Source organism: Brevibacterium picturae (assembly GCF_030453725.1).
In the GTDB taxonomy this organism is placed as follows: domain Bacteria; phylum Actinomycetota; class Actinomycetes; order Actinomycetales; family Brevibacteriaceae; genus Brevibacterium; species Brevibacterium sandarakinum_A.
This window is the reverse complement of record NZ_JAKDJU010000016.1, coordinates 1-21,167: the sequence shown is the minus strand read 5'-3', so window position 1 is coordinate 21,167 and position 21,167 is coordinate 1. Positions and strand designations below refer to the sequence as shown.

The following is a 21,167-nucleotide window of genomic DNA, read 5'->3' as shown; positions in this document are numbered from 1 at the left end:
CTGCTCGTGGTTTCGGCACCGGTGGCTTCATTCACAACCCTTGCAGGGGTTGTGAATGAGACTACAGGTGGTGGGTGCCAGCGGCTGTGAGCTTCAGCGATAAGTGGCGGTGATAGTGCATCGCACAATGGCGTTAATTCCGCACAACCACGATGCTCGCGATTGCCTCAACAACAATGCCGGCGGCGTCGAATTGATGAATTTTCATGCCTCGTTGATGTCGTACCTGAACTGGTCGCTACTGCTATGCGCTTTTCAGTATGCAGCATCTATCGCCCGGGCGCGGCGCGGCTCTTTAGAGTTCAGGATCTGAAGAGCCACGCTTCGGCCCTACTCGACCACGACCAAGCAGAGGAGATCTCAAACCGGCGTAAACCACGCATGCCCTTATTTGTGGGGCCATTAACTCAGGCACTCCAGCGTTGGCGCATACTCTGGTTGAGGTCTTCGAGAAATTCTTCAGTCGTGCGCCAACCCTGTTCAGCTCCAACAAGGAGGGCAAGGTCCTTCGTCATTGATCCTGCCTCCACTGTCCTAATAACTGTGCTTTCAAGGGTGTGGGCAAATTCCGTGATCTCTGGGGTGGAATCCAGGGTGCCCCGATGGATCAGTCCGCGTGTCCAGGCAAAAATCGAGGCAATAGGATTCGTCGAGGTCGGGCTACCTTGTTGGTGTCTTCGATAGTGGCGGGTGACAGTTCCATGAGCAGCCTCTGCCTCTACCGTATTCCCGTCAGGAGTCATCAGCACGGAAGTCATGAGTCCCAGTGACCCGTACCCTTGAGCGATGGTATCGGACTGGACGTCACCGTCGTAGTTCTTGCATGCCCACACATAACCGCCTTCCCATTTCATCGCGGAAGCGACCATGTCATCGATGAGGCGGTGTTCATAAGTCAGACCAGCAGCGTGGAACTGGTCTTTGAATTCGGTATCGAATACTTCTTGGAATATGTCTTTGAACTGTCCGTCGTAAGCTTTGAGAATGGTGTTTTTCGTGGAGAGATACACGGGGAAGTGTCGTTGTAACGCGTAAGCAAAGGACGCTCGTGCAAAGTCGCGAATGGACTCATTGAAGTTATACATCCCCATGGCCACGCCCCCACCCTGGGGGTAGGTGACTACGTGTTGATGGATGTCTTCGCTGCCATCAGCGGGGCTAAACGTCATCGTCAGGGTCCCGGGGCCTTCGACTTTGAAATTGGTGGCTTTGTATTGATCACCAAAGGCATGGCGTCCGATGATGATGGGTTTGTTCCATCCAGGCACCAGCCGAGGAATAGTCGAGATGATGATTGGTTCGCGAAAGACTACTCCACCAAGGACGTTGCGAATGGTTCCGTTGGGCGAGGCCCACATGCGTTTCAACCCGAATTCCTCAACTCGGGCCTCGTCGGGTGTGATAGTCGCGCATTTGATCCCGACGTGATGTTCCTGAATGGCGCGGGCCGCATCGATAGTGACCTGGTCGTTCGTGGCGTCGCGGTTGTGGATCGAGAGATCGTAGTATTCAAGGTCCAGGTCTAAGTAGGGCAGGATCAGTGTGTCCTTGATGGCCTGCCACATGACTCGCGTCATCTCATCGCCGTCGATTTCGACGATCTTGCCACTGACTCTTCGTTTATGTGTCATGGGATTCCTTTGCTTTAGCGGCAGATAATTACGCCGCAGTGCGGGCTTGTCAGTGTCGGGCCGTGACTGGTTAAGGGAGTCGGTGTTTGATCTCGGCTAGTTGGGCTGCCAGTTCCACGGGCAGTGTGGTGCCAAACCGATCGAACCACTCTTCGATGCTGAAAATTTCCTTTACCCACTCTCCTGGGTCAACAGCCAACGCGGCGGTTATATCCTCGTCGCTGACATCTAAACCAGCAGTATCCAAAGCACCTGGTGTGGGCACATACCCGATTGGAGTTTCGATGCCACCGGCAGTGCCTTCGAGACGTTCAATGGCCCATTTCAAAACCCTCGAATTCTCACCAAACCCAGGCCACATGAAATGGCCTTCGGTGTCGCGGCGGAACCAGTTGACGAGGAAGATGCGTGGAAGTTTGGACGGGGCGGTGGCGTGGCCGATGTCTAACCAATGTTGGAGGTAGTCACCGGCGTTATATCCGATGAAGGGAAGCATGGCCATGGGGTCTCGGCGTACGACTCCGACTGTGCCGGCTGCCGCTGCCGTTGTCTCCGACGACAGGGTAGACCCCATGAATACGCCGCTTGCCCAGTCATGTGATTGAGTGACCAGTGGAATCGTAGTTTCACGTCGCCCCCCGAAGAAGATAGCCGAGAGTGGGACTCCATCGGGGCTGTAGTACTCTTCGGCGAGAATGTCGACTTGGCTGATAGGGGTACAGAATCGAGAGTTAGGGTGGGCTGCGGGAGTGCTGCTGTCCGGGGTCCATTCGTGACCGGTCCAGTCAATGAGATGTTCAGGAAGCTTTTGTGTCATACCTTCCCACCACACGCCTCCATCGTCGGTGAGAGCGACATTAGTGAAGATGGTGTTGCCCTCAGCGATGGCATTCATCGCGTTCGGGTTGGTGTGCCACCCTGTTCCGGGGGCTACCCCAAAGAGCCCGGCTTCGGGATTCGTGGCGCGAAGTTCGCCCCCTTGACCGACGCGAATCCAAGCAATGTCATCGCCAAGTGTCTCTACCTGCCACCCCGGGATAGTGGGATTGAGCAGAGCTAGGTTGGTTTTACCGCACGCGGACGGGAAGGCCGCACTAATGAAATGTGAGTGCCCCTTCGGGTTAGTGAGTTTGAGGATGAGCATGTGTTCTGCCAACCATCCCTCATCTCGGGCCATGGTTGATGCAATCCTGAGCGAATAGCACTTTTTTCCCAGCAAGGCGTTGCCACCGTATCCCGATCCGTAGGACCAGATGGACTTCTCTTCGGGGAAGTGGACGATCCACTTTTCCGAGTTGCAGGGCCACACAACATCGTCCTGCCCTGGCTCTAGCGGGGCGCCAACTGAGTGAAGCGCGGGAACGAAATCGGCATCCAACTCAACCATTTTTGTTAACACGTCTGTACCTGCGCGCGTCATAATGTGCATAGATGCTACGACATAAGCACTATCGGTGATTTCGACGCCGAACTTCGGATCCTTTGAATCAAGGTGGCCCATCACGAAGGGGATAACATACATGGTTCGTCCCTGCATCGAACCAGTGAAGAGGCCGCGAAGCTGATGCTTCATGCTGGCCGGGTCCATCCAATTGTTCGTGAAGCCCGCATCGCGTTCTTCCGACGAGCAAATAAAGGTCCGTTCCTCGACGCGCGCGACATCGTCGGGGTCGGAAAAAGCGGCGAAAGAATTCGGGAACTTGTCGTCAGCAAGACGGACCAGGGTACCCGACTCGACGAGCTCGTCGGTGAGAACACGGTATTCGGCTGCAGAACCATCCACCCAATGAATGCGATCTGGTCGAGTCATCGCTGCAACCTCATCCACCCACTCCACCAATTGCGTGGGAGCAACTGGGGCGGGTCCGTGGGATCGTATCTGGGAACTCATCAAAACCTTCTGTTCATTCGACGTGAGTAGATCGCCACGAGTCGCTTCGTGACAGGGACTAGAAGAGGCAAGCTGCTGGTTTCTGCCGACTCGGTGTCTCTGCCTTCCATTCCTCAAAGTTCGGTGGGTTCACGGATCCATCAGGGGGGAGATATGGACTGGGATGATGAACGCCAGAGCAATGCTTGAGACCCCGCCAAGGGCGATGAGGATCTCCCAGCCTGGAGTCGACCAGGCAAGGGCGAAGAGCAGGATCCCCCCGACGAACAGGGCAAACGAGACAACAAAAAAGACCGCATTCTTCATATAAACATCCATTCAACGAGTTGCTGATTACACCATGTTACAACATCATGATATGATATATTCATCAATCCGGAGGTGTGAGATGAACCAGTACGACAATGATCAACGGCCCCTCTATGAGGTGAAGGCCAACCTCTTCAAAGGGCTTTCCCACCCCATTCGAGTCAGTGTCCTAGAAGTACTCACTTATCGAACGGAGGTTTCGGTCTCTGATTTGCTCACCAGCACCAACCTTGAGGCCTCGCATCTGTCTCAACACTTGTCGGTACTCAGACGACACAACCTTGTCGTGGCCGAACGGCGCGGGAGCCAGGTATTTTACCGGCTGGCCTACCCGCAAGTTGCTGATCTCTTGCGAGTGGCTCGAACCTTGCTCGGCGAGATTCTCCAGACCACCCACGCGCAGTTAGCCACGACCGCTGCACTTCCTGAACTCGTAGAGGACCTTCATAAGTGACACGACTGATTGCTTCAATTCGCACCGTGACTACACTCTTTCCCAGCTGGCGCGACTACCAGCAAGTACCAAAAACATGGCGACAAGATTTGCTCGCTGGAGTGACAGTCGGCATCGTCGCCCTACCACTGGCATTAGCCTTCGGGGTCACGTCCGGCGCGGGAGCTGAAAGCGGCCTGATCACTGCCATCATCGCCGGCATCGTTGCAGCAGTCTTCGGGGGCTCAAACATTCAGGTCTCGGGCCCCACTGGCGCGATGGTCGTTGTCCTCGGACCGATCGTGGCAACTCAAGGCCTGGGTGTTCTTGCTGTCGTTTGTGTGCTGGCAGGTCTCATCGTCGTCCTGGCCGGACTCCTCCGACTCGGCCGCACGATCACCTACATCCCATGGCCGGTGATCGAAGGCTTCACCTTGGGCATCGCCACCATCATCTTTCTTCAACAGGTACCCGCAGCTGTCGGCGTTGCAGCAGGAGAGAGCAGCAACGCCTTCCTAGCCGCTGTCCAATCGCTAGAAACTGTGGACTGGCTCCACGTATGGGTGCCTGTGCTCGTAGTTGCTGTCGTCGTGATCGTCATGGTCGTTGCGCCACGCATCCACCATGCGTTGCCTGGCTCGATCATCGCTATAGTCATCGTGACCCTCGGAGCAGGCCTGACCGGCCTCCCAGTAGAAACGATCGGCACCCTGCCTGATACATTGCCAGCACCCATCCTTCCCTCGACTGATTGGGCAACCCTGGCGACCCTCGTTGGCCCCGCATTCACAATTGCCGCTCTCGCCGCGATCGAATCATTACTCTCTGTCAGGGTTGCCGCGTCAATTTCAAACACCGGCGCGTATGACGCGGATCGAGAACTTGTCGGTCAAGGACTAGCCTCAGTCGCTTCAGGCATCTTTGGAGGAATGCCTGCAACCGGGGCAATCGCTCGAACCGCGGTCAATATTCGTGCAGGCGGACGTACCCGCCTCTCGGCGGTCGTGCACTCAATCGTCCTCCTCATCGTCGTCTACGTCGCCAGCGGCGTCGTTGGTAGCATTCCCCTTGCTGCTCTGTCGGGAATTCTCATGGTCACAGCAACCCGCATGTTCTCGATCGCTACTGTGAAGACGATCATTGGTTCGACCAAGTCAGACGCAATCGTTTTCATCGTCACGGCGTTGATCACAGTCAGTGTCGACTTGATCTATGCCGTGGGTATCGGAATTGCTGTCGCCGCGTTTTTTGCTCTCCGATCATTGGCCAACTCGGCCGGTGTTCATCGCGAAGAAATCCCCCATACCGACGAACCCGGAGACGAACATATCGCGGTATTCCGCCTTGACGGTGCACTGTTCTTCGGGGTCGCTGAACGCCTCATGACCCGCGTAGGCAAGATCGAGGACGTCAATGTCGTAATCTTGCGCATGTCACAGCTTCAGATTCTCGATGCCACAGGTGCACAAGTCATCACCGAACTTATGCAAGGCCTGGAGCGGCGCGGGATCACCGTGCTGATCAAAGGAATCCGGCCCCAACACCTTCGACTTGCAACTAAAGTCGGCGTCATCTCTTCCCTCAGACACGAAAACCACCTCTTCGAGACTCTCGACGAGGCGATCGAGCACGCTCGTAGCCATATCCGTCGAGCCAGATCCGGAAACGAACCTTCTTCACAATCACCCACTACTAGGTACTAATCCGTACGAGAGTCCTGCTTTGACGTAGTTCCCGAATGCTTGTGGATGTGTGTGCCTCAGTGTGTTGCAATTGCTGCCGTGACGTGAGCCCGCTCTGTCTCTTCTGCTACAGCCTGAACTGTCGAAAGGGGAGACCACACTTATCCTCTGATGAGAACGATCAATCCGACAATGACGGAAGAAGCCAGACACACGCACAGAAGCATGGTGAGAAGTTTCGACTGAAGACTCAGGCCGCCACGAAAGCGCCAGTTGCGGGTATGCCTGGCCATCGTTTCCTCGGCCGCTCCAGTCTCTGTCCTGAGTTCCGCAGCCAAGTGACGTTTTGGCCAATCTCGCTGTGGAACTCAGGTGATAGGACTTGTCGTCGTAAGCGTGGCCTCGCTGCTACTCGTTTTGCTCGTTCTCTAAGTCGCCGCGTCCTGCACTGGCGCGTCGCGCTTGGGGGGAATCATACGTGCGCCGCCCCACTCCACATCGATAGGGCATGAAGTAGGATGCTTCTCTGGCTTGCAGCTATGGATGAACCGTTGTGATATTGGATCTTCGCATTGTTCCAACTTGGCAATAGAGCACCGGCTTGCGCAGGTAGAGTGAACATCTCCGTGCATTCGAATGAGTGGTGTCAACTAGTTCGTTATCGGATCGAATTGATCGCTGACGTGCCATTATTCGAGTGTATGGCGCTCACTGCTCGCTCCACCGCCCAAGCCGGTTGTCCACTATTCTTCACCATCACCATCACCGTCTGTGGCCCAAATCTCATCCTCGTCATCGGTCTTGGTGACAGGGTCGGTGCCTAACTTTGACAGAGGCGTGAGAAAGTTGACATGCCTTGGCCAAGATAGCGAGACAGGATGAACGAGAACTTACACGATATTTCCTGATGCACGGTATTTGCTACACGCCCGCCCCAGGAACCTTTAGATTTATGAGACGTCAGGGCCATTTCAGCGGGACGTCAGTTCAGTCGCGTACTCACGGGGTGCGATCTGTCTTGCTAACTCGTCTCGTCGCATAAAGTCTTACAGCCGTGACTTCTTGGGTTTTATGAGCCATTCTTAATTCATGAGGCTTCTGGGTTACACACGAATCAGTACTGCCGGCCAAGATGCGCAGCTCCAACTCGACGCACTCGTCGGTGCGGGAGTCCAGAAACGAGATGTGTTCTCAGATGTGACCTCTGGGAGTAAGACGGCGAAACAGCGACCTGGAATGAGGCGGCTGCTCGAATATGCCGAAGACGGCGACACAGTCGTCGTGTGGCGAATCGACCGCCTCGGCCGATCACTCCTCGACGTTCTGGCAACCGTGAACCATCTCCGCGACCGGGGAGTGAAGGTCCGATCCGTCTCAGACAACATCGACCCCGAGACTTCATCGGGTCGGATGATGTTGGGAATGCTCGCCACTCTGGCCGAATATGAACGTGAACTCATCACCGAACGCGTCAACGCCGGCATTGCCGCAGCCAAGCAGAACGGCACCAAGTTCGGGCGGCCACCGGTGAACCCGGACGACATCGCCCAGAAGCTCTCTATCGCTGAAGACGCCCGCGCCAAGGGACGCACCGCTGAAGACGCAGCACGCTTGGTGGGCTGGTCGAGAGCCACCTTGTACCGACACCGTCAAGCCGCCGGCACTCACGACACACTGACTAAGCCGGTGTGAAATGGACGGGCCAGAGAAGTGGAGAATCCTTCGGCTCCACGTCGAAGACGACATCGCTCTGACAACTCTGGCCCAAGACACCGGCCTCGGCTTGCGCACCTTGCAACGCTGGCACCAGCACTACAAGACCGGTGGCATCGCCGCTCTCGAACCACAGACCCGACAGGATACTGATTCCAGACGTACCCATCCTGAACTTCAAGCGTTCATCGAACGACTCGGCCTCACCAGGCCACGCCCGAGCATCGCTAATCTCCACCGGCTCACGGTTAAAGAGGCGAAACGAATCGGCGAGGCGGCACCCAGCTACGGGACGGTCCGCTCCATCCTAGAAAGCTTGGATCCCGCGATGGTGACTCTCGCCCTCGACGGTCCTGCCGCATACAGGGACAAGCACGAACTCATCTACCGGCACACCGCCGAGCGCCCCAATGACACCTGGCAGGCAGATCACACGGAACTCGACATCCTCATCACCGATGCCAGCGGACGCCCGGAGCGCCCATGGCTGACGACAATTATCGACGACTGCTCCCGAGCAATCTGCGGCTACATGGTCTTCACCGGAGCACCCTCAGCAATGAATACTGCGTTAGCACTCCGGCAAGCGATCTGGCGCAAAGACGACCCCGCCTGGGCTATGTGTGGCATCCCTGATGTCCTCCACGTCGACCACGGCAGCGACTTCACCAGCCACCACCTCGAATACACTGCCACCGCGTTGAAAATCCGGATCATCTACTCAACGATCGCCCGCCCGCAAGGCCGCGGCAAGATCGAGCGCTTCTTCGGCACCCTCAACACCGAACTCCTATCCACCCTGCCCGGATACACCGGAGGCCCCGAGAAGAAGCCGACGCCTTCAATGGACCTGCCCGCCCTGGAGCAGGCGATCGGTGACTTCATCACGGCATACAACGAACGCCCGCACCGAGAGATCAACACCAGCCCCAAAGCAGCCTGGACCGGTCAAGGATGGCTTCCACGAATGCCCGAGACACTGGCCGAACTCGACGGACTGTTGCTGACCGTGCCCAAACACCGCACCGTCCGCCGCGATGGCATCCACTTCCAAGGTCAACGCTATCTCTCACCCACGCTTGCCCCACTAGTCGGGAAACCAGTGACGATCCGCTACGATCCGCGCGACATTTCAGAAATCCGAGTCTACGAACGCGACACTCTCATCTGCGTGGCTATCGATCAGACGAACCCAAACCAGAGGCTCAGCCTCCGAGAAGTCGAATCAGCACGCCGAGCCCGCCGCCGACAGTTACGCAAAGACATTAACGAGCGCATCCCCAGAGTTGCGAATCGGGAAGAACCCCAAAGAAGTAGCCAGACCGCGGGTCGGCGGTCGAAGCTGCGCACCTATGAAGAGGACGAGTAATGGCACGAGACTTCATCATCACGAAGGAACACCGCCGCTTCAAAGAGTTCGCCACGGCAGTACGCAAAGAGAAAACGATCGGGATCTGCCACGGCGAGGCAGGTGTCGGCAAGACACTTTCGGCTCGCCGGTACGCCCACTGGGATGAAGTCGGCACCTTCGTCGACGAATGGGGGCCGCGGTCTGCAGCTGATACGAAAGTCCAGGCCACCGCCCATCGGTCCCGTACAGTCTTCTACACCCCGGAGGTTTTGCCTCGTCATAAGCAGATCATGAATGATATCGGTCATCTTCAAACCCGAGTCGGGTTCTGCATCGATGAGCATTTACGCACGATTGGGAAAGTCACTGGCGTCCACGTCGGAAACGTGGCGAAACTGGTCGAGCTGGTCATCATCGACGAGGCCGAACGACTAACCCCAACGGCACTGGAGCTCCTGCGCGACGAACATGACCGGCACGAGCTGGCGATCATCTTCGTCGGGATGCCCGGAATCGATCAACGTTTCCGGCATTACCCACAGCTGTACTCACGCCTCGGGTTCTCCCACAACTACCGTTCACTTGGCCGCGACGAACTTCTCTTCGTCCTCGAACGACAATGGAAACGTCTGGGATCAACACTCGACATGGACGATTTCACCGATGCCCAGGCCGTCGCCGTGATCGAGAGGATCACGCGAGGCAACTTTCGTTTGCTCGAACGCCTCTTCCCCCAGGTCAGGCGAGTCATGAGGATCAATCAACTTGAGACAATCACCGACGATGTCGTCGAGGCAGCCGCGAGTATCCTCGTCATCGGTGACTAACACGGTCAGCCAGACGACTGATGTTCGATAAGGTTTGAAGATGCCGACTGTCCTCATCACTGGCGCTGCCAGAGCAAACAGTATCGCCGCTGGAATTACTTCGCGCCTCCGTCTGGATGGGTGGAACGTGTGCACTAGTGACCTCATCTCAGCCGACTATCCCTGCGACCTCTCTGATCCCGAGGCACCAGATGAGCTCATCACCCGCGTATCGGCCGAGCACGGCCCAATTGAAGGGCTCGTTCTGAGCCACGCGCATGGCGAAGAATCCGGGATACTCGACACCACGGCTGAGAGCTTTGATCGTCACCTCGCTGTCAACGCCCGCGCCTCACTACTCCTGATCGCAGCGTTTGCCCGACAGTCAGCTAACTCAGGAGGAGCAGTAGTCGCTTTCACAAGCGATCACACGACCGGCAACCTCCCTTACGGGGCTTCAAAGGGGGCATTGGACCGCATCGTCATCTCAGCAGCCCGCGAGCTTGGTCCACGAAAGATTTCTGCGAACGTCATCAACCCTGGTCCCATCGACACCGGGTGGATGGACAAAGAGACAGAGACGGAGCTGGGCCCCTACCATCCACTGGGTCGGCTCGGTACGCCAGAAGACATTGCCGCTGTGACCTCGTTTCTACTGTCAGCTGAGGGCCGATGGATCAGTGGTCAGCTGCTACAGGCAGATGGCGGCTTTTCTGCGCGTTTCTGATCGATCTTGAAACTGATTGCAAGCAAGAAAACATAGTTTTTTTGGGTGCGCTCCGAAACTAAACCCGGCGGCTGGGGCGGTCATATGGGCACAAGTTCGCGCCGAAGATGAGCGCGGATCGGCCGCCACGAAGGGATGACATATCACCGCCATTTATCGCTGAAGCTCACAGCCAGCGGCGGGGCGCGCCAGGCGTGAGATGCACGAATACCAAAGTGGGTTGCTGAAAACGTCTCAAGTAGTAGTGTGTCAGTCCTATGAAGGTTGCAATCAAGGAGCTGCTCAATGACCGGCGCAGCCTGAAAGAGGCCGCCATAGTGGCTGTCCTGTTTCCCCTTGTGAATTTCGGAATGAACCTCATCGGCTGGGGCAACGAGATGTTCTCGTGGTGGCAGACACTTCTCGTAGCGCCGTTCGTCGGATTCTTCTACTGGATATTCCTCAGCGGATTCAGACGCTTCGCCAACGAGGATGTCACGCCCGCCAAATTCGACAGATGACCTGAGTCGGCGACGGTGAGACTCGGTGACGGTCTCACCGCACGTGCACACCCGAGCCGACGACGATCTCGCCGATGACAGGCTGACCGGGAATCTCACCGACGACCAGCAGTCCGCCCGACGTCTGGGCATCGGCGAGAAGGAACAGCTCGTCCTCGGTCACGGAATCATCCGCAGTCAGGCTGGGACGCACCCAGTCCAGGTTGCGGCGAGTTCCCCCGGAGACGTAACCGGCCGCGATCGAATCATCGACTCCGCCGAGGCGGGGCACCGCAGCCGCGTCGATGACTGCTCCCACGCCCGAGGCGCGACACATTTTGAACAGGTGGCCGAGCAGTCCGAACCCGGTGACATCGGTGGCTGCGCGCACCCCCGCAGCCAGCGCCGCTCGCGCCGCCTCGGCATTGAGCTCAGTCATCGTCGCGACCGCGTCGTCGAAGTACTCGCCCGTCTGTTTGTGGCGATTGTTGAGGATGCCCACACCGATCGGCTTCGTCAGGGTCAGGGGCAGGCCCACCTCGGCGGCGTCATTGCGCATGAGCTGATCTGGGTGGGCGATGCCGGTCACGGCCATGCCGTACTTCGGCTCTGGATCGTCGATCGAATGCCCGCCGGCGACGGGACACTTGGCCTGGGCAGCGACGTCGAGACCACCCCGCAGCACCTCTGTCAGCAGTTCCATCGGCAGCTTCTCCCGCGGCCAGCCGACGAGGTTGATCGCGGTGACCGGGGTCCCGCCCATTGCATAGATGTCGGAGAGCGCGTTCGCGGCCGCGATCCGGCCCCAGTCATAGGCGTCATCGACGACCGGGGTGAAGAAATCGGCAGTGGAGAGTACTGCGAGGTCATCGCGGACGCGCACGGCCGAGGCGTCATCACCGTCGTCGAGGCCGACGAGGACGTCGGGTCCGGACTGCCCGGTCAGCCCCTTGACGGCTTCCTCGAGCTCACCCGGCGGGATCTTGCAGGCACAGCCTCCGCCGTGGGCGAATGATGTCAGACGTTCTTGAGCCACAGTCATACCGCGAGACTAGCATCGGCGATCAGGGGTCGGAAGTCTTTGTCACCCAGCGATTGCGCCCTGCGGCAGGAGCCGGCGCCACCTGCTCGGCCTTGCCCTCACCGTCGAGATGGTGCATGGCCACGGTCGACATGACCACATCGAAGGGGCCGCCGGGCAGATGCCGAGGATATGAGTCTGCGGAAGCGCCTCGGCGACCCGTCGTGCCGTCAGTCCGCTGCCCACCCCGAGGTCGAGGATCGTGCGCGGGGCGACCTCGACAAGCTCGGCGGAGGCGGTGATCATCGGCACAGCGTATTCCGCCGCGAGACATGGTGACAAGAGCTGATCGAGTAGTGGTGTCACCGCTGATGTGGTGACACTGCCGCACTTCGCAGGAGCGGGCCGCCGTCTCGTTCCCAGAAAAGGTCATGGGCGAATCTCAGGTCAGTGGCCCCCACTATCCTGACGGATTCCGGCGCTGCTGACATGGTAACGAGACAGGGCAGGCCCACTCCGATCAATCACCGCGTCGAATCGAACTCGCCGAGGATCTTGCCCGGGTTGAGGTTCCTGCCCGGGTCGGTGGCTCGGAACAGCGAATCGACCATGAATGCCCCGGGTTCCGTGATGTCGTCGACGATCCACGGTCGGTGTTCGGTGCCCACCGCGTGATGGTGGGAGAGTCCGCTGCCGGAGTCGATGAATTCCTGCTGCACGGCATCCTTGACTGTCTGGTATTCCTCGAGTGCCGTGTCCTCGCGGGCATGGGGCACGGCGAAGGTGAAGTACAGGCAGGCTCCTGAATGGTAGCTGTGAGACATGTGGCAGAACATGAAGCCCGGGCCATCCTGCTGACTCCGGATCTGTCGGAACCGCTCGTGGACCCGCGCATGGACGTCCTTGAGATTCGCCCAGGTCACTCCTGTCTCGCACACATCACCGAAGACCTTGTAGTTGAGGAGGAAGTCGCGCAGATAAGGGGTATCGAACTTCTTCTGGTCGTAGACCGCTCCGGGGCCGGTTCCAAGGTCGATTCCACCGCGCCGTTTGACGATCTTCTTCACCTCGGCCCGTTCGCGCGCGACGGTCGCCTTCGATCCTTCGAAGCAGACATAGGACAGGCACATTCCCTCCGTTGTGTCCCATCCCTTCGCGCGCAGATAGGCGAACAGGGTGTCCTGGCCGCGAGCAGTCGCCTTCGCCTTCGCAGTCGTCGGCTGGGAGACCATGGCGAGACTGAATCGCGTTTCCGGACCGTCCGAGAGACGTGTGAAGCTGGGGGTGACCTCCGAGCGAGCGATGTCGTGCATGCTCTCGACCCCGTGCGCCCAATCGCGGTAGAGGTAACCGACGACCTCACGGACCTCGGGATTGCGGTGAACTTGAACCGTGCACTCGGAGATGACGCCGAGGCGGCCTTCACTGCCCAGGGCCATCTCATGGACTGATGGTCCCGAATCCCGACCCGGAATGGGCTTGCTGATCAGAACTCCGCGCGGATGGACCATGCGCAGTCCGCGCACGATATCTTCGATATCGCCGTATCTGTCCGACTGCATCCCGGACGAGCGCGTGGCTGCCCAGCCTCCGAGCGTCGAATAGCTGAATGAGTCCGGGAAATGGCCCATCGTCCAGCCCCGAAGATTGAGCTGTTCCTCGAGGTCGGGCCCGTAGGCTCCGGCTTCGACGCGGGCGAGACCCGATTGCTCGTCGACGTCGATGACTCTCCTCATCCGTCCGAGATTGAGCGAGATGATGGGGCGCTCTTCGCTCGGATCCGGCGTGACGGAACCGGAGATGCACGACCCGCCGCCATAGGGGATGAGAACGAGATCGTGGTCGAGGACGAGATCGAGTACAGCGGTGATCTCCTCTTCGCAGCCGGGATGGACGACAACATCGACGAGGCGAGTCATCCTTTCGTTCCGCACGCGATAGAGATCGGGCAGGGAGCGGCCGAAGGAGTGGATGACTCGCAGCTCGTCGCCGACGCTGACGTTGTCAGAGCCCACGGCAGCGGTCAGTGCCTCGACGAGGCTCGACGGAACGCGCGTTTCCGGTACCTCGTGATCGCTGAGGTTCGGGGTGTTCGGTCGGGGCGCGTTCCACAGATCGAGACCGATCTTCTCCTTGGCGATCGCTGCGAAGGCCGGTTTGGTCTCCCAGACGAATTCGACACCCTCGGCGCCCCATCCCCACCAGCGATGTCGCCTGACGTCGTCCACTCTCAGAGGCGTGCTCAATTCTTCATCCCTTCATCGGTGACATTGCGTCCGTCAGTGGCGGAGCGTCCGTCGTGTCGTTGATCTGATCGAGGTGGACCGGAACCGTTCGCGCGGGCAGCTGAGCCGCCACCTCGGCGGCGGGGGCCGACAACGCCGATGTCGGCGGCGCCGGCAGCATAGAGATCCGCGACGCGCGCCTGCACCCGAGATGTCAGCGAGGCGAGTGACTCGCCGGACTCGGGAGTGAGTGCTTCGCCGAAGACCACACGCACAGGAGGCCGGCCCGGCCGCGGCCAGGCGCTGCCCTTGGGCATGGCTTCGAAGCCTCCGATTACCGCAGTCGGCACGATCGGAACCGCAGCGTCGGCGGCGAGTCGGATCGCGCCGACCTTGAAGTCACCGACGGCGCCATCGGTATGTCGCCCGCCCTCGGGGAAGAGCAGGACGGGCACTCCGGCGCGCAGCAGTGCCCGAGGAGTGTTCGAACTGCCGTGCGAACCGCCGCGATGGACCGGAAAGGCGTTGAAGAGCCATCGCACAAAGAGCCTTCGATACCAGACGGTGAAGAAGTAGTCATGGGCGACCCCGGTGGCCAGGAACCGTGCCTGTTTCCGCGGCAGGCTCTGCGCGATGATCGGCGCGTCGAGGTGAGAGGTGTGGTTGGCGACGAGCAGGTACCCGCCGTTGAGCGCACGTACGCTGGGATCGAGACTCACCGTGGGTCTGATGGTGGAGCGCAGCACCCCGCGGAACAGGACACGTTGAAGCACGAAGCGCAGGGACGCGCGGAGGCCCGAGCGGTACTTCTTCGTCACCCGTGGGTGGAGGTTTTCTGCGTTCATCGACGGCTATTCGGAGCCGACGCCCGTTTCGGATGGGAGATCGGTGATGAAAGTTTTGCGGCTTCGTGTCGAAGGCGGCCGGAGGGGGAGACGAGCTCGTGAATCAGGGGGTCGTGGATCCACCCCTGGCACCGGATCCATCCCCGGATCCATCCGCGAGGACCTCGCTGTTCCGTCGGGAGGTCAGCAGCGAGGAGAGACGATGAACGGCCGGGCGCGGGGCGGCTCGCAACGCCGCGGTGATGATCTTCCACCGCAGCCCGGGGACGCTGATGGTCCTCCCCCGGGCGACGTCTTTGAGGCATTCTTCCACGAGCAGGTCCGGGTCCAACCACAGGAAGTCGGGAATCGACGATCCGGCGATGCCCGCACGAGCATGGAATTCCGTGCGCACCCAACCTGGCACCAGTGCGGTGACGTTCACCCCCATTCCTGCTGTCTGCAGCGACAGTGCCTCGGAATAGTTCTGTGTCCAGGCCTTGATGGCCGTGTAATTGTTCTGTGTGAGGCCTGCGCTCACCGAGCCGACATTGATGATCCATCCCCGGCCACGTCGGACCATTGCCCGTGCTGCGGCTCCGCCGATGACGAGCACAGCTCGCTGCATCACCTCGAAACCTCGATCGTGCTGCTCGAGATCCTTGTCGAGCAGACTCGCGCGCACCGAGAATCCGGCGTTGTTGACGACGACGTCGATTGCGGGTTCGGCGCCCGGGTCCTCGACCCGCGCAGCCACCCGCGCCTGCTCGCGTCGGTCAGAGAGGTCGGCGACCATGGTCTCGACCCCAACATCGAACTCGCCGCGGATCTGTTCGGCAAAGGTGTCGAGGTTGGTGCGATCTCGGGCTACGAGCACCAGATCAAGACCCCGACGGGCGAAGGCGCGGGCGAAGGCAGCGCCGATTCCAGCGCTTCCACCAGTGATAAGAGCCATATTCATACGGTTACGATACATGGATCCAATCCAAAAGCCGGACGGCGTCGAATCACTGTCGTTCCGCGAAGTCGGGACGCATGACCGACCAGAAACTCGTCCCTCGACCCGATAGGCTGCACAATGAAACCGAGCCGCTTCCTCCTGACCGGTGCCACGGGGTTCCTCGGCCAAGCTCTTCTTCAGGCGATGCTCGAGAGCTTGCCGCACGTCACCGTCACCGTCCTCGTGCGTGCACGCGGAGCGCAATCGGGACGCGACCGTGTTCAGCGACTTCTCGGCAAACCGGTCTTCGCCGCTTGGATCGACAGGGTCGGCATCGCAGCGGTCCGAGAGGCGCTCAGCCGCCGGGTCGAGGTTCTCGAAGGCGACATGGTCGACCTGCCGCCACTGACCGAGCACTACGACGTTGTCATCCATTCCGCCTCGAGCGTGTCGTTCGACGCCCCGATCGACGAGGCTTTCCGCACGAACGTCGGCGGGGTCGAGCGACTCTACGATGCGCTGCAGGAGTCGAAGCAGGATCCGCACGTCATCCATGTCTCGACCGCCTATGTCAGAGGGATTTCGAAGGGCGTCTCCCAGGAACAGCGCCTCAACCACGACGTCGACCGGAGCGCCGAGCTCCGCTCGTCCCAACTGGCGAGAGAACGCGTCGAAGCCGAATCCCGCGACCCGGAACAGCTGCGGAGGTTCATCCGCACCGCTCGCACACAGAGCGCACGGATCGGACCCAAGGCGGTCGCAGCCTCCGCAGAGGCCGCAAGACAGAGCTACGTCTCAGATCGGCTTGTCGAATTCGGTCGCATGAGGGCCGAGTCCCTCGGGTGGACCGATGTCTACACCTTCACCAAGGCCATGGCGGAACGGGTGGGCGAAGAGGAGTGGGCCGAGAAAGGGCATCGGGTCTCGTTCGTCCGTCCCTCGATCATCGAATCGGCGCTCCGACTGCCGGCCCCGGGCTGGCTCGACGGATTCAAAGTTGCCGACCCTCTCATCATGGCCTACGCGAATGGGAACCTGTCGGAATTCCCCGGGCACGCTGATTCCGTGCTCGACATCATCCCCGTCGACCACGTCGTCAACGTGATTCTCGCTCTGGCGGTCCTCGGCGCCGACGACCAAGCTGAGGACGGAACGCAGGACGGCAGTTTGGACGGTTCGGACGGAACGCAGGACGGCCGCTGGAGTTCGGAGGAATCGGGCGCTGCCTACTATCACGTCGTTTCCGGGACGAGCAATCCTCTGCCCTTCCACCAGATGGTCAGGACGGTTCGAGAGTACTTCCTCGATCGTCCGATCCCCGATCGCGAAGGCGCACCCACTCACGTGCCCGAATGGAGTTTCCCGAACTCCGATCTCGTCGACGGGAGGATTCGGCTGAAGGAACTCGGAACCCGAGCCGGTCGGCGAATCGTCGACCGGCTCCCTTCGTCCCGTCGCACCCGAGCTCTGGCCTCCCGTCTCGCCCGTGTCGACTCCGGGCTGAAGTCACTGCACAAGTTCGCCGATCTCTATCGGCAGTACACGACGACGGAGATGATCTTCGACGACACAGCGACAAGACGATTGCAGTCCCGGCTGCCGACTGACTACCCCTCCGATCGCGGCTTCGACGTCACTGAGATCGACTGGCAACGCTATTTCAAAGACATCCACCTGCCGGCAATCACCGCACTGACCCGCAGCTACACGCGCAGTCGTGCCCAACCCGGAACAGGCCACCGTGTCCCGGAACCGATTCGTTCCGCCCCTGACGCTTTGGCCGTCTTCGACCTCGACGGGACTGTCATCTCGGCGAATATCGTCGGACAGTACGTCTCCGTAGTCCGCGCGACCACGCCGGTCTACCGCTGGCCAGTTGCCATGGCGGAGATCGCCGGCATCGTTCCCGGGCTTCTGCGTGCGGAATCACGGGATCGGTCGGAACTCATCCGCATGGTCAATCGTCGTTACCGGGGCTTTCGCCTCAGCGAGCTGCGCCAGGTCATCGCCGATGGCCTGGGAAAGAGAATCCGGGATTCGATCCGTCCGCAGGCCAAGGAGCTCATCGAATCGCATCGCGCTGCCGGTCACAGGACAGTGCTTCTCACAGGTGCTCTCGATGTGCTCGTCGAACCGCTTGCGGATCTGTTCGATGAGGTCGTGGCGACGCGCATGGATGTCACGGACGATGGGGTGCTCTCGGGCTTTCTCGCAACTCCGCCTCTTGTCGATGAGGCTCGCGCGAACTGGCTGCAGAAGTATGCTGAGGGGATCGGTGCGGACCTGTCGACGTCGACCGGCTACGGTGACTCACTCGCCGACGCGGCTTGGCTCGAGCTCGTCGGCGACCCGGTCGCCGTCACCCCGGATCTCGGACTCTACGGACTGGCCCTGAAGAAGCGATGGAAGGTGCTCGAATGGTGACGAACAATGCGACGCGCGATGTGACGGACCTCGCCCGAGGTCCCGGAGGCCAGAGCGTGCCGAGAGTCGAACATCCCCCGGGCCACGTCGATGGCAGACTGTTCTCCGATGCAGACTATCCGACCGTCCTGCGCACGGACTTCGACGTCCCGGAGTACCTCGCTGGTGCCCGCGGTCGCATCCCGGTCACTATCGACTCGGTCGACCTGGCCGAGGATACTGCTCGGGATCTCGATTTCCTGTGGAGACTCGAAAATTCTGCGCTGGCCGAAACGCGTGCCGTGCTCGCATCCTGGACTGCCAACGAAGCCAGGATCACGGCATTCATCACCGCGTGGGGATATGAGCGGTACTGGCTGGCGCGAGCGCTGCGCGACCTTCTCGAAGCGGCTCCGGCCTCGTCGCTCCCTCGACCACGGCCCACGCTGACAATGAGGCTGCGCGGTTCCTGGGTGGAACGGGGGCTTCCGATCCTCGCGCCCGTCGTAGGCGGAATCGTCAAGGAACCGCTGACCGCAGGTCACATGGCACGACTCGCGATCCAGGAGGGAGCTCTGCAGGTGGCCGAGAGTGCTCTGCTGCCGCGGCTGCAGGGCGAGGCCGCCAGCGTGCTGTCGGAGATCGTGAAGAGGCGAGATGAGATCGTCAGGTTCTTCCGCACCGAGGCGATCGCTCGGATTACTCGCTCGCGGCGCGAGGCCGTGGCCGCCCGACTCCATCTCGCGCGACCCTGGGCTCCTCTGCGCGTCGTCGGCGTGCCGGAACCTGACGAGGCCCGGGCTCTGACAAGCATCTTCGCCGCGGGCGTCGATAGGAGAAGGCTCATCGAATCGGATGCGGCGATCGGGCGATACGTTCCCCTGCACCCGAGTCCATCAGTGAATCAGATTCGGGCAGCGCTGGCAGCCACCCGCAGAACCGATGCCCGAGCTAGGAGAGAAAATGGCGTTTGACTTCGACAACTATGCCGAGACCTCGGAAGCGGTGAACTGGAGTGACCTCGACTTCGACGTCTTCGACGACATGCCTCTGGACAGGGACACTCTTCGCTCCGTGCGCTATATGTGCGACGTCGAGTACCACACCACCTGCTTCGTCCGTGAGCTCCTGGTCACCCCCTCACATCGGGAAGATGCCACTGCTGCGTTCATGACCATGTGGAATCGCGAGGAGTTCTGGCACGGTGAGGCTCTGGCAGCCGTGCTCGAGAAGCATGGAATCCACGTCGACTACGACGAGGTCAAAGCCAAACGGGCGAGCTTGGGCTGGAAGCTCGCTCTCGGGCCGGCCAAGCAGTCGATCCTCGCGAACATGGTGGGCACGGACTTCGTCGCGGTCCACATGGCCTGGGGTGCGGCAAACGAGCTTTCGGCCACGGCCGGATATCGGAGGATGTCGGCGATGCAGGACCACCCTGTGCTCTCGCCGCTGCTTGAGCGCATCGCCAAGCAGGAGACCCGCCACGTCGCCTTCTACACAACCCAGGCCCGCGAAAGACTCGAAGGCAATTCTCGTGCTCAGTCATTCGTGCGGATGGCGTTGGGGAAGCTGTGGAAGCCGGTGGGGTCGGGGATGATGGACGATGCTGAGGTCAAGCACGTCATGACGCATCTGTTCAGCGACCAGACGGATGAGCTCGACAAGTTGGACAAGCGCGTGCAGAAGCTGCCCGGTCTGAGTGAGCTGAGGATCTTCCGCAACGCCTTCGCCGGCCTGGGGATCGAATGATCTTTCGGTGTTCACAGCAGAGGAGTCTTCGGCTGCGTGAACGCCGTCATGTCCACGTCGCGATGCTCGGCCGTCACCGGGTAGAGTTCGATCCGGAGGCGTCCGAGTCCTGGTGGGCTCCCCGGTCTTCAAAACCGGTGAGACCGAGTATCTCGGTCTGGCGGGTTCGATTCCCGTCCGCCTCCGCCACCAGCATCGTCGACGTCGCCGCACCTGAAACCTCGGAGCTCGCGTCCGCGGCAGGGCCCGACCGCAGTGAAGGAGAATGCAGCCTTGGCCGATACGGATCCGCGACGCAGCATTCCGCGCACCGATCACCTCCTCGCCCTCCCTGAGGTCATCGACGCAGGTGAGCGACTGAGCCAGTCGACTATCAAGGCGATCATCTCGGACGCCCAGTCCTCTGCCCGGGCCGGTGAGATCTCCGTCGCCGAGGTGGCTCCCACCATCATCTCTCGCCTGAGTTCTCGTTCGGCTTCGTCGCTTACCCCGGTGCTCAACGCCACCGGAATCATCGTTCACACGAACCTCGGCCGCGCGCCGCTGTCCGAACCTGCGCGCCAGGCCGTGGCCGATGCGGCAGGCTATGTCGACGTGGAGATGGATCTGGACTCCGGTAAGCGCAGCAAGCGAGGGACTGGCGCGAAGCGGGCGCTTCTGCGTGCCTGCCCGGGGGTCGAGGACGCGCTGGTCGTCAATAACGGTGCCGCGGCATTGCTGCTCGCGGTGACTGCGCTGCGCGGTGACGAGGTGTCAGGAAATGACGGTTCGGCCGGAGCGAGCGACGCGAAGGCGGCAGGCGAGATCATCGTCAGTCGTGGGGAACTCATCGAGATCGGTGCTGGCTTCCGCCTGCCCGATCTTATGGCGACGACCGGTTCCCGGATCCGGGAGGTCGGCATGACGAACCGCACCCATCTCGACGACTACGCCCGGGCCATCAACGACCAGACTGCGAGTCTGCTCAAGGTCCACACGAGCAA

At 60.3% G+C, this 21,167-nt stretch carries 18 protein-coding genes, 1 tRNA gene and 1 pseudogene; 12 read left to right on the top strand and 8 right to left on the bottom strand.

All coding sequences use genetic code 11. From position 1 onward, the window contains the following. Positions 1-407: 407 nt before the first annotated feature. The 3 genes from L0G76_RS03340 to L0G76_RS03330 form a co-directional block, all read right to left on the bottom strand. Positions 408-1,631, bottom strand: coding sequence for an NADP-dependent isocitrate dehydrogenase (locus tag L0G76_RS03340; RefSeq protein WP_304355915.1), 1,224 nt, complete (start codon positions 1,629-1,631; stop codon positions 408-410). Between the two features lie 70 nt (positions 1,632-1,701). Further along, the gene (locus tag L0G76_RS03335) at positions 1,702-3,522 is read right to left on the bottom strand and encodes a phosphoenolpyruvate carboxykinase (GTP) (protein WP_304355914.1); all 1,821 of its coding nucleotides are present in this window, start codon (positions 3,520-3,522) and stop codon (positions 1,702-1,704) included. 129 nt (positions 3,523-3,651) lie between these two features. Continuing rightward, positions 3,652-3,828: a hypothetical protein gene (locus L0G76_RS03330; protein ID WP_304355913.1), complete on the bottom strand. Its 177-nt coding sequence runs from the start codon at positions 3,826-3,828 to the stop codon at positions 3,652-3,654. Positions 3,829-3,910: 82 nt separating this feature from the next. On the opposite strand from L0G76_RS03330, the gene L0G76_RS03325 reads away from it, so the two are divergent. The 7 genes from L0G76_RS03325 to L0G76_RS03295 all read left to right on the top strand — a co-directional run bounded on the left by L0G76_RS03325 (position 3,911) and on the right by L0G76_RS03295 (position 11,043). Further along, complete coding sequence (locus L0G76_RS03325; RefSeq protein ID WP_304355912.1) at positions 3,911-4,285, top strand: ArsR/SmtB family transcription factor; 375 nt, start codon at positions 3,911-3,913, stop codon at positions 4,283-4,285. Next, positions 4,282-5,967, top strand: a complete 1,686-nt coding sequence (locus L0G76_RS03320; RefSeq protein ID WP_304355911.1) for a SulP family inorganic anion transporter — start codon at positions 4,282-4,284, stop codon at positions 5,965-5,967. The genes L0G76_RS03325 and L0G76_RS03320 overlap by 4 nt, the downstream gene beginning before the upstream one ends. Positions 5,968-7,035: 1,068 nt before the next feature. Then, entirely contained in the window at positions 7,036-7,638 is a 603-nt protein-coding gene (locus tag L0G76_RS03315; protein ID WP_304355910.1) for a recombinase family protein, read from the top strand. Position 7,639: 1 nt separating this feature from the next. Continuing rightward, the gene (locus L0G76_RS03310) at positions 7,640-9,028 is read left to right on the top strand and encodes a Mu transposase C-terminal domain-containing protein (RefSeq protein ID WP_304355909.1); all 1,389 of its coding nucleotides are present in this window, start codon (positions 7,640-7,642) and stop codon (positions 9,026-9,028) included. After that, complete coding sequence (locus L0G76_RS03305) at positions 9,028-9,837, top strand: AAA family ATPase (protein ID WP_304355908.1); 810 nt, start codon at positions 9,028-9,030, stop codon at positions 9,835-9,837. The genes L0G76_RS03310 and L0G76_RS03305 overlap by 1 nt, the downstream gene beginning before the upstream one ends. 40 nt (positions 9,838-9,877) lie before the next feature. Beyond that, positions 9,878-10,543, top strand: a complete 666-nt coding sequence (locus L0G76_RS03300; protein ID WP_304355907.1) for an SDR family NAD(P)-dependent oxidoreductase — start codon at positions 9,878-9,880, stop codon at positions 10,541-10,543. A 257-nt stretch (positions 10,544-10,800) separates the two neighbouring features. After that, positions 10,801-11,043, top strand: coding sequence for a hypothetical protein (locus L0G76_RS03295; RefSeq protein WP_304355906.1), 243 nt, complete (start codon positions 10,801-10,803; stop codon positions 11,041-11,043). Between the two features lie 34 nt (positions 11,044-11,077). Here L0G76_RS03295 and selD read toward each other — a convergent pair whose 3' ends face one another. From selD to L0G76_RS03270, 5 genes are all read right to left on the bottom strand, one after another. After that, the gene (selD, locus tag L0G76_RS03290; protein ID WP_304355905.1) at positions 11,078-12,064 is read right to left on the bottom strand and encodes a selenide, water dikinase SelD; all 987 of its coding nucleotides are present in this window, start codon (positions 12,062-12,064) and stop codon (positions 11,078-11,080) included. Between the two features lie 42 nt (positions 12,065-12,106). Further along, positions 12,107-12,349 (bottom strand): class I SAM-dependent methyltransferase, encoded by a 243-nt coding sequence (locus L0G76_RS03285; protein WP_304355904.1) that lies wholly within the window; start codon positions 12,347-12,349, stop codon positions 12,107-12,109. 218 nt (positions 12,350-12,567) lie between these two features. After that, a complete protein-coding gene (locus tag L0G76_RS03280) occupies positions 12,568-14,289 on the bottom strand; it encodes an FAD-binding oxidoreductase (RefSeq protein WP_304355903.1) in 1,722 nt (573 codons plus the stop codon). Next, positions 14,286-15,113 (bottom strand): lysophospholipid acyltransferase family protein, encoded by an 828-nt coding sequence (locus L0G76_RS03275; RefSeq protein WP_304355902.1) that lies wholly within the window; start codon positions 15,111-15,113, stop codon positions 14,286-14,288. Before L0G76_RS03275 ends, L0G76_RS03280 begins: the two co-directional genes overlap by 4 nt. Before the next feature lie 103 nt (positions 15,114-15,216). Further along, positions 15,217-16,053 (bottom strand): SDR family NAD(P)-dependent oxidoreductase, encoded by an 837-nt coding sequence (locus tag L0G76_RS03270; protein ID WP_304355901.1) that lies wholly within the window; start codon positions 16,051-16,053, stop codon positions 15,217-15,219. Positions 16,054-16,170: 117 nt separating this feature from the next. Here L0G76_RS03270 and L0G76_RS03265 point away from each other — a divergent pair, with 117 nt between their 5' ends. The 5 genes and pseudogenes from L0G76_RS03265 to L0G76_RS03245 all read left to right on the top strand — a co-directional run. Then, positions 16,171-18,456, top strand: coding sequence for an HAD-IB family hydrolase (locus tag L0G76_RS03265; RefSeq protein WP_304355900.1), 2,286 nt, complete (start codon positions 16,171-16,173; stop codon positions 18,454-18,456). Continuing rightward, positions 18,450-19,409 (top strand): hypothetical protein, encoded by a 960-nt coding sequence (locus L0G76_RS03260; protein ID WP_304355899.1) that lies wholly within the window; start codon positions 18,450-18,452, stop codon positions 19,407-19,409. Before L0G76_RS03265 ends, L0G76_RS03260 begins: the two co-directional genes overlap by 7 nt. Then, positions 19,399-20,184, top strand: coding sequence for a ferritin-like domain-containing protein (locus tag L0G76_RS03255; RefSeq protein WP_304355898.1), 786 nt, complete (start codon positions 19,399-19,401; stop codon positions 20,182-20,184). Before L0G76_RS03260 ends, L0G76_RS03255 begins: the two co-directional genes overlap by 11 nt. Before the next feature lie 94 nt (positions 20,185-20,278). Beyond that, positions 20,279-20,373, top strand: a tRNA-Sec gene (locus L0G76_RS03250). 84 nt (positions 20,374-20,457) lie between these two features. Continuing rightward, a pseudogene (locus L0G76_RS03245) lies at positions 20,458-21,167 on the top strand (L-seryl-tRNA(Sec) selenium transferase); the annotation flags it as partial.

Excerpts from the sequence above, each read along its gene's own strand:
- L0G76_RS03300 (WP_304355907.1), top strand. The coding sequence starts at position 9,878 with ATGCCGACTGTCCTCATCACTGGCGCTGCCAGAGCAAACAGTATCGCC.
- L0G76_RS03275 (WP_304355902.1), bottom strand. The coding sequence starts at position 15,113 with ATGAACGCAGAAAACCTCCACCCACGGGTGACGAAGAAGTACCGCTCG.
- L0G76_RS03330 (WP_304355913.1), bottom strand. The coding sequence starts at position 3,828 with ATGAAGAATGCGGTCTTTTTTGTTGTCTCGTTTGCCCTGTTCGTCGGG.
- L0G76_RS03340 (WP_304355915.1), bottom strand. The coding sequence starts at position 1,631 with ATGACACATAAACGAAGAGTCAGTGGCAAGATCGTCGAAATCGACGGC.
- L0G76_RS03325 (WP_304355912.1), top strand. The coding sequence starts at position 3,911 with ATGAACCAGTACGACAATGATCAACGGCCCCTCTATGAGGTGAAGGCC.
- L0G76_RS03285 (WP_304355904.1), bottom strand. The coding sequence starts at position 12,349 with ATGATCACCGCCTCCGCCGAGCTTGTCGAGGTCGCCCCGCGCACGATC.
- L0G76_RS03270 (WP_304355901.1), bottom strand. The coding sequence starts at position 16,053 with ATGAATATGGCTCTTATCACTGGTGGAAGCGCTGGAATCGGCGCTGCC.
- L0G76_RS03335 (WP_304355914.1), bottom strand. The coding sequence starts at position 3,522 with ATGAGTTCCCAGATACGATCCCACGGACCCGCCCCAGTTGCTCCCACG.
- selD (WP_304355905.1), bottom strand. The coding sequence starts at position 12,064 with ATGACTGTGGCTCAAGAACGTCTGACATCATTCGCCCACGGCGGAGGC.
- L0G76_RS03260 (WP_304355899.1), top strand. The coding sequence starts at position 18,450 with ATGGTGACGAACAATGCGACGCGCGATGTGACGGACCTCGCCCGAGGT.
- L0G76_RS03265 (WP_304355900.1), top strand. The coding sequence starts at position 16,171 with ATGAAACCGAGCCGCTTCCTCCTGACCGGTGCCACGGGGTTCCTCGGC.
- L0G76_RS03295 (WP_304355906.1), top strand. The coding sequence starts at position 10,801 with ATGAAGGTTGCAATCAAGGAGCTGCTCAATGACCGGCGCAGCCTGAAA.
- L0G76_RS03255 (WP_304355898.1), top strand. The coding sequence starts at position 19,399 with ATGGCGTTTGACTTCGACAACTATGCCGAGACCTCGGAAGCGGTGAAC.
- L0G76_RS03310 (WP_304355909.1), top strand. The coding sequence starts at position 7,640 with ATGGACGGGCCAGAGAAGTGGAGAATCCTTCGGCTCCACGTCGAAGAC.
- L0G76_RS03305 (WP_304355908.1), top strand. The coding sequence starts at position 9,028 with ATGGCACGAGACTTCATCATCACGAAGGAACACCGCCGCTTCAAAGAG.
- L0G76_RS03315 (WP_304355910.1), top strand. The coding sequence starts at position 7,036 with ATGAGGCTTCTGGGTTACACACGAATCAGTACTGCCGGCCAAGATGCG.